Origin of the sequence: Cryobacterium arcticum, from assembly GCF_003185895.1 — a bacterium.
GTDB lineage: Bacteria > Actinomycetota > Actinomycetes > Actinomycetales > Microbacteriaceae > Cryobacterium > Cryobacterium arcticum.
On the sequence record NZ_QHLY01000012.1, the window covers coordinates 1,810,493 to 1,824,042 of the forward strand.

Here is a 13,550-nt window from a genome sequence, read left to right on the forward strand (position 1 = left end):
CGACGGATGCCCCGGCGACAGGAGCAGGATGGGGTCATGACACGTCGCGCACCGGTCACGGACATCAACGAAGACGACCTCTCGGTCAGCACGCCCAAGAAGGCGGCCGCCGGCCTCGAGGCGGTGGTCGTGGCCCTGGACCGGGGCATCGCCCAGGCCGGGGTGAGCCGCACCGCGCGGGCGCTGTTGCGGCTCAACCAGCGGAACGGCACCGACTGCCCCGGCTGCGCCTGGCCGGAGTCCACCGGGCACCGCAAGACCGCGGAATTCTGCGAGAACGGTGCCAAGGCCGTCGCCGAGGAGAACACCCTCCGCACCGTCGGACCCGAGTTCTGGGCCGAACACTCGCTCGCCGAGCTGGCCGGCAAGACCGAATACTGGCTGGGCAACCAGGGCCGCATCTCCCAGCCCGTGGTCGTGCGCCCCGGCGACACCCACTACTCCCCCATCGCCTGGGAAGACGCGTTCGCGCTGATCGGCGAGAAGATCCGCGCCACCACGCCGGACCGCACCGTGTTCTACACCTCGGGCCGCACCGCCAACGAGACCGCGTTCCTCTACCAGCTGTTCGCCCGGTCGATCGGCACCAACAACCTGCCCGACTGCTCCAACATGTGCCACGAATCCTCCGGTTCGGCGCTGAACCCCACCATCGGCATCGGCAAGGGCACCGTCTCCCTCGAAGACATCCACGTGGCCGAGCTCATCCTGGTCGTGGGCCAGAACCCGGGCACCAACCACCCGCGGATGCTGTCGGCCCTGGCCGAGTGCAAGGCCAACGGCGGCAAGGTCGTCGCCGTGAACCCGCTGCCCGAGGCCGGGCTGTTCAACTTCAAGGACCCGCAGACGCCCACCGGCCTGGTCGGCGGCGGGGTGCCGCTGGCCGACGAGTTCCTGCAGATCAAGGTGGGCGGCGACCTGGCCCTGTTCCAGGCGCTCGGCCACCTGCTGCTCGAGGAGGAGGCCCGGGTGCCCGGCTCCGTCGTGGACCAGGAGTTCATCGACGCCAACACCGACGGCATCGAGGCCTACCGCGCCGCGCGCACCGAGATCGACTGGGTCGAGACCGAGAAGGCCACCGGGCTGTCCCGGCTCGACATCAGCGTGGTCGCGAAGATGATGGCCGCCTCCAACGCCACGATCATCTGCTGGGCGCTGGGCCTCACCCAGCAGCCGCACTCGGTGAACACGCTCAAGGAGATCATCAACCTGCTCCTGCTGCAGGGCAACTTCGGCAAGCCGGGCGCCGGCGCCTGCCCGGTGCGCGGGCACTCCAACGTGCAGGGCGACCGCACCATGGGGGTCTGGGAGAAGCCCAAAGAACCGATGCTCGCCGCGCTCGATGCCGAGTTCGGCATCGTCTCCCCACGCGAGCACGGCCTCGACTCGGTTAACACCGTCGAGGCGTTCGAGAACGACGACGTGGACGTTTTCGTGTCGATGGGCGGCAACTTCGCGCTGGCCTGCAGCGACACCGACGCGCTCGAGGCCGCCATGCAGCGAGTGGGTCTCACGGTGCACATCTCCACCAAGCCGAACCGGTCGCACGTGATGCACGGGGTCACCTCGCTGATTCTGCCCACCCTCGGCCGCACCGACACCGATGACAAGCATCCGGCCGGCCGGCAGATTCTGTCGGTGGAGGACTCGATGTCGATGGTGCACTCCACCCAGGGCCGGCTCGCCCCGGTGTCGGAGCACCTGCTGGCCGAACCGGTGATCGTGGCGCGGATGGCCAGGGCCACGCTCGGCGACGACCACCCGGTGGACTGGAAGGCGATGGCGGAGGACTACGACGTCATCCGCGACCACATCTCCCGGGTGCTGCCCGGCTTCGAAAACTTCAACAAGCGGTTGCGCGACAAGAACGGCTTCGTGCTGCCCAACCCGCCCCGCGATACCCGCAGCTTCGCCACCGACATCGGCCGGGCCCGGTTCACGGTGAGCACGCTGGAGTACCTCACCCCGCCGCCCGGGCACCTGATTCTGCAGACCATGCGCAGCCACGACCAGTACAACACCACGTTCTATGGGCTGGATGACCGCTACCGGGGCATCAAGGACGGCCGCCGGGTGATCCTCATCCACGCCGACGACGTCACCGAGCTGGGCTTCGCCGACCGGGACCTGGTCGACGTGATCAGCACCTTCGGCGGGCAGGAACGCCGGGCCGACAAGTTCCGGCTCGTGGTCTACCCCACCCCGCGAGGCTGCGCGGCGGCGTACTTCCCCGAGGCGAACCAGCTCATGCACCGCGAGCTCGTGGCCCGGGAGTCGAACACGCCCGGATACAAGGCCATGAGCGTGCGGTTCATCCCGCACGAGGCATCCGTGCCGGTTCTCGGCTGACCGCACTCGCTGGCCCCGGCGCCCGGCCGCACCATCTGTTGCCCGTGCGGACTATTGCGCCCGGTGCGCCGGCCGCAGAAGTCCGCTTCGGCAACAGTTACGGCACGGGCGGCGCGGGACGGTGAGCTAGACCGCGGCGAGCGCGCCCTGGGTGATGCGTTCCTCGCCGGCGTAGATCACCATCGAGTCGCCGCGGAGGAAGCCGACCAGGGTGAGGCCCACCTCGGTGGCGAACTCCGCGGACAGCGACGACGGTGCCGACACGGCGGCGAGCACCGGGATGCCGGCCATCAGCGCCTTCTGCGCCAACTCGAAACTGGCCCGGCTCGACACCATCAGCACGGTTCCGCGCAGCGGTAGCAGGTTCTCCTTGACCGCCCAGCCGATCACCTTGTCGACGGCGTTGTGCCGGCCCACGTCCTCCCGCAGCACCAGCATCTCGCCGGTGGCTGCGTCGAACAGGGCGGCGGCGTGCAGGCCACCGGTCTTCTCGAACACCGCCTGCGCCTCGCGCAGCTTGTCGGGAAAGCTGGTGAGCAGTTCCGCGTCGACGCGCGCCGCATCCGCCCTCACGTCCCAGGTCGACTTGGTGCGCACGGCGTCGATGCTCTCCTTGCCGCACAACCCGCAGGAGCTGGTGGTGAGGAAATTGCGCTGCGTGCTCGGGTCGGGCGCGGAAACGCCGGGGGCCAGGCGCAGGTCAAGCACGTTGTAGGTGTTCACGCCTTCCGCGGTGGCGCCGGCGCAGTACCTGGCGGTGGCGAGGTGCTCGCCCGCGCTGATGATGCCCTCGGAGACGAGGAACCCGGCGGCGAGGTCGACGTCGTGGCCGGGGGTGCGCATGGTGACGGCGAGGGACCGGCCGTTCACCCGCATCTCGAGGGGTTCTTCGACCGCGAGCACGTCTTCCCGGCGGATGGGCGACTGTCCCACCGTCACCCGGATGATCTTGCGCCTGGCTGTGACTCTGCCCATGATGGCTCTCCTCGAAACTGCGCCGACGGCCCCATCGGTCGTCGTCGATCCCGGTATCGAGCCTAAACCTCCGATCCGGTCCACGGGAGGTGCGGATGTTCGGGGTGCCGTGGGCGGGGTCGGCACGATTCTGCGCGTACCGTGGTCCCATGGCACTTCCCCCTCTCGTCGAGCCCTCCGGCCCGCTCAGCCCCACCGAAACCGCCCGCCTGCTGCAGGTACGCAGCCTGCCGCAGCTGCGGCTGCCCCCGATCGACGAGCTGGGCCACCGCCGGCTCGCGAACGCCCGGGTGCTCGTGCTCGGCGCCGGCGGGCTCAGCGCCCCGGCCCTGCGCTCGTTGGCCGCGGCCGGCGTGGGCACGATCGGGCTCTGCGACGTGGGCGAACTGGATGTGGACGCCCTGGTGCTGGCCACCACCACCGTGCTCACCCTCTCCCCCGACACCGCCGTGGTGGCGCACGACGAAGCGCTCACCGCTGAGTCGGCTGCGCGCATCCTGGGCGGCTACGACCTGATCCTCGACGGCAGCGACATCTCGCCGCAGCCATTCCTGGTGGGCGACACCTGCGCTGCCCTCGGCCTGCCGCTGGTCTGGGGCTCCGTGGCCCGTGGTAACGCCGAGCTGTCGGTCTTCTGGTCCACCCCGCCGCGCCGCAGCGGCCAGCGCTCCACCCAGCTGCGCGACTTCTTCGGCGCGGACCCCTCCGCCCTGCTCGCGGCGCCCGCCGACCCCGGCGTGCTCGGCGCCCTGCGCGGCCAGGCCGGCGCCTTGCTCGCCGCCGAGGCCATCCGGGTCATCACCGGCACGGGCGAACCGTTGATCGGCCGGGTGCTCACCATCGACGCCGAGACCGGCCGGTTCGACGCCGCCCCTTTGCCGGTGCTCCAGCCCGTGCCGACCGGCGCCGCAGACTCCGTGGGCGTACCTGCCGGCACCGCCGCCGCTTTCACGGCCACCGCCACCGCCACCGCCACCGCCACCGCCACCGAGGAGTGACCCCATGAGCACGAACGTCCCGCTGCCACCCGAAGCCCTCGACGACTGGGTCGCCGCGCTGGCCGAGCACCTGGGCCTGGACGCCGACGTGATTCCCACCGGGCTGCTGCTCGACGTGGCCCGCGACGTCGCGCACAACGTGGCCCGGCCGGCCGCTCCGCTGAGCCTGTTCCTCGTGGGCCTGGCGGCGGCCCGCGCCGGCGGCAGCTCCGAGGACGTCGCCGCGGCGAGCGCCGCCGCCACCGAGCTGGCGCTGGGCTGGCCGGGCACACAGGCCTGATCCGCTCCCCTGGCACGCGGCGACCCGCAGCGTGTTGCCCCACTGCGGACGAACTGCCCCGGTGCACGGGAGCAACTCGTCCGCACCGGGGCAATTCAGCGTGAGCGGGCGCGGCTACGGGAGTTTGGCGACGGTGAGGAGGATGGCGGCGTCCTCTTCGGCCTCGAGGCTGTGCCTGGCCTTGGGCATGATCAACAGGTCGCCGGTGCGGGCCTGCCAGGAGTTCTCGCCGACGATCAGCCGTACCCGGCCGCTGAGCACGTAGACGGTGGCGTCGCCGGGGCTCTCGTGCTCGGCCATCACGGTGCCGCGGGCCATGCCGACCACGGTCTGGCGCAGCACCTTCTCGTGCCCGCCGAAGACGGTGTCGGCGGCGCGGCCGCTGCTGGCGGAGGTGGCGGCCAGGAGCTGCTGCCGGGCGAGGGCCTCGATCGAGATCTTCTGCATGACGCCAGCGTACTCACCGACCTATCTGTCACACCACGAATCGGTGGTCCGCAGCGGAGCAGGTGCGCACGGAGGCTAGCGGGGTGCCGTGCTCCCGGCCGCTTCGGTGGCGCGGATGACCGAGTTGAGGGTGTCGCGCAACTCGATCAGGCTCGCCGGCGTCATGTCCAGGGTGCGGGCGACCCGCTCCGGGATGGTCTCGGCGATCTGGCGCAGCTCGTGGCCAGCCGAAGTGAGCGTCACCTGCAGGGCGCGCTCGTCGGTGGTCGACCGCTCCCGGCGCAGATAGCCCGTCGCCTCGAGTCGCTTCACCAGAGGCGACAGCGTCGCCGGCTCCAGCCGCAACGCATCCGCGAGGCTGCGCAGGGTGCGCGGGTTCTCTTCCCAGAGCGCCAGCATCACCAGGTATTGCGGATGCGTGAGGCCGAGTGGCTCCAGGATGGGCCGGTACAGCGCCACGGTCGCGCGCGCGGCAACGGTGATCGCGAAACAGACCTGGTTCTCCAGGGCGAGCACGTTCGTTTCGGTCACCACAGCTCCTCTGGTCGCCACGGGCCGGAGCCCATCTAGTTAGTACCCTAACCACTCGGGGATTTAGTTAGTACACTAACTAGTATGACAGCGAAGAAACGCAAACCAACCATGAAAGAAGCCGGCGGCTTCGGCGGCTGGCTGAATTCTCGGCTGCTGCCGTTCATCGGCCCGCCGCCGCTGGGTCCGTATGACGACGAGGTGCCGGTGCAGGACCGCCCGGTGGCCCGTTGCCCGCTCTGCGGAGCGCCGATGACCGAGCACGACATCGACCGCAGCGGCGAGCGCACCCAGCTGCGCTGCCCCGCACCCACGCCGTAGCTCCTCCGGCAGCGCCTGCTTCGGCCGAGTAGCCCGCGATCGCTCGTCCAAGCGCGCCACCCGCGACGCGGCGCCCGACCCGCGCATCGAGGTACGCGGGCACCGCGCCGATTCGCTGGCGGCGCGCCACCCGCGAAGCGGCGCCTGACCCGCGCTCGGGCATCCGTCGCCGCACGACCAGAAGCTAGAACTGGGCGTCGATCTCCACCACGAGGTCCCAGGCGCCCTCTTCAGCGTTGCTGAGCACCACGACATCGAGGCCACTCTTGGGGTAGTGCCGCAGGATGCCGCTGGCTCCTGCATTGACGCCGTCCTTGTAGTACGAACGCACCGTGCCGTTGTCGTCCAGGTCGAACTCCAGGCCGAAGCCGTACTTCACGTCCTCGTCGTACTCCACCTGCGGGGTGAAGAACTCCTCGGTGTACTCCTTGGAGAGCAGCTGCCCACCCCGAACCGCGTTGAGGAAGTTCATCAGGTCGCCGGCCGTGGTGTGCGCACCACTGTCGGGCGAGCCGATTGCCGGGGAGCTGTAGATGTTGGCGATCCAGCTGCCGTCTTCGCGTCGGTCCCAGCCCTCCGCGACTCGTTCCACGGCGTCGCGGCGGTCGAAGAAGCCCGAGTCGGCCATACCGGAGCGGGCGAAGATCTCCTCACGCACGTAGTCGCGGTAGGTCAGCCCTGACGCCCGTTCCACCGCGAGGCCGGCCAGGATGTAGCCGACGTTGCAGTCCTCGACCTGCACGCCCGGCGCCGCGAGCCGCGGCTTGTCGGCGAACAGGGGCAGGAAGTCGATCGTCTCGGTCAGCGAGTAGCTCGGCGTCGCGGCCCAGAACTCGTCGTAGTCCTCCCCGGCCTCCTCGTCCACGTCGTCGGCGATACCGCTCGTGTGGGTGAGCAGGTGCAGCAGGGTGACATCGGTGCCGATGCTGCTGCCGCCGAGGTCGACGTACTCGTGGATCGAGGCCTCGAGATCGAGCCGGCCGGCGTCGACCATCTGCAGCACGGCGACGCTGGTGAAGAGCTTGGTGATCGACGCGGTGTCAAACCGGGTGTCGAGGGTGTTCGGCACCTGCCACCGCGGGGTGGCGAACCCTCGGGCCGCCTCGAAGATGGTGCGGTCGCCGTCGCGCACCAGGACCACTCCGGAAAAATCGCTGTCGTCGAGAAAAGTCTGAATTGCCTGGGTATCCACCCTTCGAGCGTAGCGAAGTGCGGCTGCCTCGCGGTGCCGGATGTTCCGGTGCCGGCCGCCCGCGCCCGCCTCACTGTCAGTCGGTACTACGGGTGCTGCGGCTGCCGCGAGTCTTGCGGGTCTGCTTGGCCAGCGCGGCCAGGTCGATGGCGCCGACCGCGCGCATCCGCTCGGCCCTGGCGGCCTCGTACTCGGGGCGGGACGAGTCGATGGTCTGACTGATCAGCCGGGTGGACAGCGCCTCGTTGATCTCAGCGAGCGCGTCGGCGCGAGCCTTGTCGACCAGTTCCGCCACCTGGTCGTCGTCCTCGGCGATCGCCCGCAGCCGTTCGGCCACCCGGTCGTGCAGGGTGCGGCGCCGGCCCAACCGCACCACGTCGCGGCGCTTGTTCTCCAGCTCGCGTCCCTTGCCCGATCCGGTGGTGCGGGTGAGGTAGGAGCCCAGGCGTTCCACCCGGGTGGAATCCTCGTCGTTCTGCCGGGCCACCTCGAGCAGCTCCTGCCGGGCCAGGCGCGCGTAGTCGGCGGCGGCATAATCGATGTGTTCGCGCAGCGCGCCCACAATGATGCGGTTCTTCAGGGCCATCCGCACGGCCGACAACGCGATCAGCATGCCTTCGTCGACGATCCGGCCGGTGGAGGGCGCGGCGGCAGCAGCGGCAGAGCCGCCCTCGGTGTCGTGCGAACCGTTTGGCACCTGTTAAGTATGACTCACCGGCACTGGCACCGGCCGGCGTTTCGGCTCATCCGTGATCGAACGCAGCCGGGGACCCGCCGGTCAGCCGCCGAACAGCACCACGGCCCCCTGGGCCAATGCGAAGATGACCAGGCCGGCCAGCGCGCCGACGACGGTGCCGTTGATGCGGATGAACTGCAGATCCTTGCCCACCTGCAGCTCGATCTTCTCGGTGGTTTCGGCCGGGTCCCAGCGCTCGACGGTTTCGGTGATCACCCCGGCGATCTCGTGCCGGTATTTCTGCAGCACGTAGCCGGCGGTATCGGCGAGCCAGCGGTCGATGCGCGCACCCAGCGACTCGTCCGCCACCAACCGGGCACCCACGTCGAGCACGGTGGACTCCAGTCCGGCCCGCAGCGCACTGGTCGGATCGGCCAGCGCGGCCAACAGCGACTCCTTGAGCGACTCCCAGGCGTCGCTGGCGAATTCGCGCAGCTTGGCGTTGTCCACCAGCTCCAGCTTGAGCGCCTCGACCCGGGCCACCATGACCTCGTCGTGCTGCAGGTCGCCCATCAGCTCGGCCAGGTAGTGATCGAGGGCCTCGCGCAGCGGATGCTGCGGGTCGGCCTGCACGTTCGAGACGAAGCCGAGCACCTCCCGGTAGGCCCGGTCGTCGACCATCTCGCCGACGAAGCCCGGCACCCACCGGGGCAGCCGGGTGGAGACCGCCTGGCCGAACGCCTCCGGGTGGTCCAGCAGCCAACTCTGCGCCTTGTCGACCAGCAGGTCGACAGCGGCGTGGTGCCGGCCGGACTCGACCAGGTGCTCGCCCAGCCGACCCAGGCTCGGGCCCCAAGTCGGTTCGAGCAGGTGCTCCCGCGCGACCCCTTCGAGCAGGTCCTTGATGTCGTCGTCGCTGAGCAGGTCGAGAAGCCCAGTGCCGGCGTGGGAGATCTCGTCGGTGAGCCGGCGCGCGTTGGCGGGCTGAACCAGCCAGGCGCCCAGCCGGCGGGAGATGCCGATGGACTCCAGTTTGCCGCGCACCACGGAGTCGGAGAGGAAGTTGGATTCGACGAACTCGCCCAGGCTGGCGCCGATCTCGTCCTTGCGGTTGGCGATGATGTTGGTGTGCGGGATGCGCAGGCCGAGCGGATACCGGAACAACGCGGTGACGGCGAACCAGTCGGCGATCGCGCCGACCATGCCGCCCTCGGCGGCGGCGCGCACATACTCCAGCCACGGGTAGCGATCCTGCAACGCGAACGAGACGGCGAAGATCACCGCCATGGCCAGCAGGAGGCCCAGCGCCAGGCGTTTCATGCCCACCAGAGCGACCCGCCGGGCCTCGTCGGAGGGGCTGAGCGGTGCGCGCGACGCGGGCGCGGGTGGGGCAGGAGCGCTCAGGGAAGGTGCTGACATGGCCGGTCGTCCCTCGTTCATCCGCGGATGCGCCGCGAATCCGGCGCTCCCGCCACCCTAAGCCGGGTTGTTCAGGCGACGAAACCCGTCGGGGCGATTCCCCAGCGAACCACCCATTCCTCGCCGGGGGCGAGCCAGCGCAGGCCCTTGCCGGAGTTGAAGGCATCCGCGGGTGCGGTCATCGGCTCGATCGCCACTGCCTGGCCGAGCTGCACGGTGGTCGTGCCGTCGGTGCCGCGGGCGCGCACCGGGAAGATCCGCGGGGTGAAGGCCTGCACGTAGGCCATATTCGTGTCGCCCCAGAGGGTGACCCGGCGGCCGTCGGGTGCGGTGAGCGAATGCTCACCGCGGCCGTCCTGCACCACCACACCGCCGAAGCCGTCGTCGAGGTCGAGATCATCGACCCTGGCTCCGTCGCGCAGGTCGAACCGGGTGCCGTCGACCGGGGTCTCACCGACCGGGTTGAGCCGGTGGTCCACGTCGATGTGACTGGTGGCGTTCAGGCGCAGCACGAGGTCGCCGGTCGGCACGTCGCCGATCTTCAGGTACGGGTGGGTGCCGAGCGCGACCGGGGCGTCGGCGGTGCCGACGTTGCGCAGGGTGTGGGTGACGGCGAGACCCTCGTCCGTGAGGGCGTAGCTGACCGTGGTGTCGAGCTGATAGGGGTAGCCGGCCTGCGGATAGACGGTGGCAGCCAGGGTGACCGCGTCGGCGCTCTGCTCGACCAGTCGGTAGGCCGTGACGGCGAGCAGGCCGTGGATGGCATTCATCTGGGCCGGCTCGGTGATGGCGAGCAGGTGCCGCACGCCGTTCTGGCTCCAGATGGCGTCACGGATCCGGTTGGGCCAGGGCACGAGCACGGTTCCGGCACCGAGTGGTGGCACGACGTCGGCCGCGAAGCCCTCCACCAGGTCTATGCCGTTCAACGCATATTCGCGGATGCCCGCCGCTACCTCGGTGATCGTCGCGGTAGCCGGGCCCTGGGGCGTCTCCCGGATGAGGGTGTATTGGGTTCCGGTGGCAGCGGCAATGGGCATGGGTGGCTTTCGTTAGGACGGCTGGAGCACGGCGAGGCCGGCCTCGCGGAGCGGGGCCAGGGTGAGCGGGTCGGCGGCCGCATCCGTCACCAGGGTGTCGAAGGCGGCAAGCGGGCCGATCCGGCCCAGGTGCACCTGCCCCAGTTTGGCACCGTCGGCCACGATGATCGCACGCGCCGCGGCGGCGAGCATGAGGGTCTTCACCCCGGCCTCCGGCAGGTTGATGTTCGTGACGCCGCCGTCCACGTCGACGCCGTTGCAGCCGATGAAGGCGAGATCGGCGTGCACCTGGCTGAGCACCGTGGCCGCTAGCGGGTCGACGAGGGAGTGCTGCAGGGGGCGGAGGGAGCCGCCGGTGACGATCACCGTGAAGCGCGGAATGGCCGGCTCGAGGGCGAGCGCGATGCTCAACCCGTTGGTGATCACGACAACGTCGGTGAGGTCGGTGCGGGCGAGCAGGGCCCGGGCGACGGCCAGGGTGGTGGTGCCCACGTCAAGGATGATGCTCTGCCCGCTGGAGACCAGGGACGCCGCGAGCTCGCCGACCTGCTGTTTGGGCAGCACGGAGGATGCCAGGGCCTCCTCGAAGGAGAACTCCCGGTCGGGCCGGCTGGTGGTGGAGATCCCGGCCGGCACCGCGCCGCCGTGGATGCGGGTGAGTGTGCCCGCGTTCTCCAACTGGTCGAGGTCGGCACGGGCGGTGACGCCGGAGACACCGAAAGTGTCGCTGAGCTCGCTCACCTTCACGAATCCGCGCTCGTCGACGAGGCGCTGAATCTGCTCCCGGCGCTGGTGCGCGGGCAGGGCGTCGCGGTCGGGAAGATGTTCGGCTGAAGCCATAGTTCGATCTTCACTTAGTTTCTCCGACTTTTCAATACGCAAGTACTGGTTTCGTTTGCGCAAATCGGCTAGCGTTGATTCCGCCATGACACCGAACTCCACTCCCCCAGACTTCGTCGCCGACGCCGGCATCGCGCGTCACCCGCACACCCTGGCCGATGGCCGCGACCTCATCTACTTCGATGACCCCGACACCACGCTGTCGCCCGACCGCGCGCCCGACCTGCGCGACCTCGGCCCCCGCCCGGCCACCGCCCGCATGCGTCAGGACCCGCTCAGCGGCGAATGGGTCTCCATCGCCGCTGCCCGCCAGAACCGGGTGTTCCTGCCGCCGGCGCACCTCGACCCGCTCGCGCCCTCCACGCCGGAGAACCCGTCGGAGGTGCCCAGCAACTATGACGTTGCCGTGTTCGAGAACAAGTCGCCCTCGTTCGGACCGCTGCTCGAGGATGCCGACGCGCCCACCGGCCTCGACGACCTGCGCACGATCGGGCTGGGACGCATCCGCACCTCGGTCGGCCGCTGCGAGGTCGTCTGCTTCAGCCCCGCCACCGAGGGCTCGTTCGGCAGCCTGTCGGTCACCCGCGCCCGCACCGTGATCGAAGCCTGGGCCGAGCGCACTCACGCGCTCTCCCAGATGCCCGGCATCGAGCAGGTCTTCCCGTTCGAGAACCGCGGTGAGGCCATCGGTGTCACCCTGCACCACCCGCACGGCCAGATCTACTCCTACCCGTACGTCACCCCGCGCACCCAGCGGCTGATCGACTCGATCGAGAGCTACGGGCCCACCCTGTTCGCCGACATCCTGGAGAGCGAACAGGCCGGCGACCGGGTCATCCTGCGTGGTGAGCACTGGACCGCGTTCGTGCCGTTCGCCGCCCGCTGGCCCGTCGAGGTGCACATGCTGCCGCACCGCCACGTGGCCGACTTCGCCGGCACCACCCTGGCCGAGCGCGACGAGCTCGCGGTGATGTACCGCCGGCTGCTGCGCGGCATCGACGCGCTCTACGACACCCCGACGCCGTACATCGCCGCCTGGCATCAGGCGCCGGTGAATGCGCACCGCGACGAGATCCGCCTGATGCTGCAGCTCACCAGCCCGCGCCGGGCCGAAGACAAGCTCAAGTTCCTGGCCGGCTCCGAGGCCGCCATGGGCGCCTGGATCGGCGACGTGACGCCCGAGCAGGCCGCCACCAACATCCGCGCCGCGGTCGAGCGTTCCGACGCCGCCGACGCCGCAGCAACCGAACGCACCACCGGAGAGGCCCAGTCGTGAGCGACACCACCCAGACCATCCTGAGCGGATTCCGCGACCGATTCGCCGCAGAAGCCGACGGCCTCTGGTTCGGGCCCGGCCGGGTCAACCTGATCGGTGAGCACACCGACTACAACGACGGCTTCGTCTTCCCGTTCGCGATCAACCGCCGCGCCGTTGTTGCGCTGGCCGTGCGCGACGACCGGATGCTGCGGGTCGCCAGCTCCTTCACCGACGAGGTGGTCGAGATCTCGCTCGACGAGCTCTCCCCCGAGACCGTGTCGGGCTGGTCGGCGTATCCGCTCGGCGTCGCCTGGGCGCTCGGCGAGCACGGCGCCGACCTGTCGGCCGTCACCGGCTTCGACGCCTACATCGACTCCGACGTTCCGATCGGCGCCGGGCTCTCCTCCTCGGCGGCCATCGAATGCGCCACCGCCGTGGCGCTGAACGAGGTCTGGAACCTCGGCTTCGAGAAGCAGGTGCTCGTGCGCGTGGGACAGCTGGCCGAGAACCGGGTCGTGGGCGCGCCCACGGGCATCCTGGACCAGTCCGCATCGCTGCTCGGCCAGACGGATGCCGCGGTCTTCCTGGACTGCCGCAGCTTCGAGTCCGAGATCATTCCGCTCGGCTTCGACGACGCCGGCCTCGAGCTGCTCGTGATCGACACCAAGGTGAGCCACGCGCACGCCACCGGCGGCTACGCCGACCGTCGCGCCTCCTGTGAGAAGGGTGCCGCCCTGATGGGTGTCGGGTCGCTGCGAGACCTCACCGTGGACGACCTGCCGCGCGCCACGTCGGTGCTCGACGAGGAGACCTTCCGCCGGGTGCGGCACATCATCACCGAAAACCAGCGCGTGCTCGACACCGTGCGAGTGCTGCGCGAAGACGGCCCCTCCGCCATCGGTGGGTTGCTGGATGCCTCACACACCTCGATGCGGGACGACTTCGAGATCTCGGTCGCCGAGCTCGACCTCGCCGTGGAGACGGCCCGCGCGGCCGGTGCCCTCGGCGCCCGCATGACCGGCGGAGGATTCGGCGGCTCGGCCATCGCGCTCACGCCGCACGCGTTGATCCCAGCCGTGCAGGAGGCCGTGGCGGAGGCATTCGCGGCCGCCGGCTACACCGCGCCCGACATGTTCGTCGTGCGCGCCGCGGCCGGGGCGGCTCGTCTGTCCTGAGGCCGGCTCCGCCGCATAATCCCGCTGGTCGAGCGTGTCGAGACCCCGCGAG

General features: G+C 70.1%; 14 protein-coding genes. 6 read left to right on the forward strand and 8 right to left on the reverse strand.

From position 1 onward, the window contains the following. Positions 1–36 precede the first annotated feature (36 nt). A complete protein-coding gene (locus tag CTB96_RS18290; protein ID WP_110128205.1) occupies positions 37–2,349 on the forward strand; it encodes an FdhF/YdeP family oxidoreductase in 2,313 nt (770 codons plus the stop codon). A gap of 126 nt (positions 2,350–2,475) precedes the next feature. Here the strand turns inward: CTB96_RS18290 and fdhD are convergent, their stop codons facing one another. Beyond that, entirely contained in the window at positions 2,476–3,324 is an 849-nt protein-coding gene (gene fdhD / locus CTB96_RS18295; protein WP_110128206.1) for a formate dehydrogenase accessory sulfurtransferase FdhD, read from the reverse strand. Between the two features lie 149 nt (positions 3,325–3,473). Here fdhD and CTB96_RS18300 point away from each other — a divergent pair, with 149 nt between their 5' ends. Both CTB96_RS18300 and CTB96_RS18305 read left to right on the forward strand, forming a co-directional pair. Then, the gene (locus CTB96_RS18300; protein WP_181397334.1) at positions 3,474–4,322 is read left to right on the forward strand and encodes a HesA/MoeB/ThiF family protein; all 849 of its coding nucleotides are present in this window, start codon (positions 3,474–3,476) and stop codon (positions 4,320–4,322) included. A gap of 4 nt (positions 4,323–4,326) precedes the next feature. After that, positions 4,327–4,602: a DUF6457 domain-containing protein gene (locus CTB96_RS18305; protein WP_110128208.1), complete on the forward strand. Its 276-nt coding sequence runs from the start codon at positions 4,327–4,329 to the stop codon at positions 4,600–4,602. A 114-nt stretch (positions 4,603–4,716) separates the two neighbouring features. Here the strand turns inward: CTB96_RS18305 and CTB96_RS18310 are convergent, their stop codons facing one another. Further along, the gene (locus CTB96_RS18310; RefSeq protein ID WP_110128209.1) at positions 4,717–5,049 is read right to left on the reverse strand and encodes a cupin domain-containing protein; all 333 of its coding nucleotides are present in this window, start codon (positions 5,047–5,049) and stop codon (positions 4,717–4,719) included. A 75-nt stretch (positions 5,050–5,124) separates the two neighbouring features. Beyond that, complete coding sequence (locus tag CTB96_RS18315; protein WP_248283446.1) at positions 5,125–5,580, reverse strand: MarR family winged helix-turn-helix transcriptional regulator; 456 nt, start codon at positions 5,578–5,580, stop codon at positions 5,125–5,127. An 84-nt stretch (positions 5,581–5,664) separates the two neighbouring features. Here CTB96_RS18315 and CTB96_RS18320 point away from each other — a divergent pair, with 84 nt between their 5' ends. Then, the gene (locus CTB96_RS18320) at positions 5,665–5,901 is read left to right on the forward strand and encodes a hypothetical protein (RefSeq protein ID WP_110128211.1); all 237 of its coding nucleotides are present in this window, start codon (positions 5,665–5,667) and stop codon (positions 5,899–5,901) included. Positions 5,902–6,085: 184 nt separating this feature from the next. Here CTB96_RS18320 and CTB96_RS18325 read toward each other — a convergent pair whose 3' ends face one another. The 5 genes from CTB96_RS18325 to CTB96_RS18345 all read right to left on the reverse strand — a co-directional run bounded on the left by CTB96_RS18325 (position 6,086) and on the right by CTB96_RS18345 (position 11,065). Next, positions 6,086–7,093 (reverse strand): serine hydrolase domain-containing protein, encoded by a 1,008-nt coding sequence (locus CTB96_RS18325; protein ID WP_110128212.1) that lies wholly within the window; start codon positions 7,091–7,093, stop codon positions 6,086–6,088. A gap of 76 nt (positions 7,094–7,169) precedes the next feature. Beyond that, positions 7,170–7,790, reverse strand: coding sequence for a hypothetical protein (locus CTB96_RS18330; protein ID WP_110128213.1), 621 nt, complete (start codon positions 7,788–7,790; stop codon positions 7,170–7,172). Positions 7,791–7,871: 81 nt separating this feature from the next. Next, positions 7,872–9,188, reverse strand: coding sequence for a DUF445 domain-containing protein (locus CTB96_RS18335; RefSeq protein WP_110128214.1), 1,317 nt, complete (start codon positions 9,186–9,188; stop codon positions 7,872–7,874). A gap of 71 nt (positions 9,189–9,259) precedes the next feature. Then, positions 9,260–10,225, reverse strand: coding sequence for an aldose 1-epimerase family protein (locus CTB96_RS18340; RefSeq protein WP_110128215.1), 966 nt, complete (start codon positions 10,223–10,225; stop codon positions 9,260–9,262). A 12-nt stretch (positions 10,226–10,237) separates the two neighbouring features. After that, on the reverse strand, positions 10,238–11,065 hold the full coding sequence (locus tag CTB96_RS18345; RefSeq protein ID WP_110128216.1) for a DeoR/GlpR family DNA-binding transcription regulator: 828 nt from the start codon (positions 11,063–11,065) through the stop codon (positions 10,238–10,240). An 85-nt stretch (positions 11,066–11,150) separates the two neighbouring features. Here CTB96_RS18345 and galT point away from each other — a divergent pair, with 85 nt between their 5' ends. Together galT and galK are read left to right on the forward strand one after the other, a co-directional pair. Then, positions 11,151–12,341 carry a galactose-1-phosphate uridylyltransferase gene (gene galT, locus CTB96_RS18350; RefSeq protein ID WP_110128217.1) on the forward strand — a complete coding sequence of 397 codons (1,191 nt, stop codon included), beginning with the start codon at positions 11,151–11,153 and terminating at the stop codon, positions 12,339–12,341. Next, positions 12,338–13,498 carry a galactokinase gene (gene galK, locus CTB96_RS18355; protein WP_110128218.1) on the forward strand — a complete coding sequence of 387 codons (1,161 nt, stop codon included), beginning with the start codon at positions 12,338–12,340 and terminating at the stop codon, positions 13,496–13,498. The genes galT and galK overlap by 4 nt, the downstream gene beginning before the upstream one ends. The last annotated feature ends 52 nt before the right edge of the window (positions 13,499–13,550 follow it).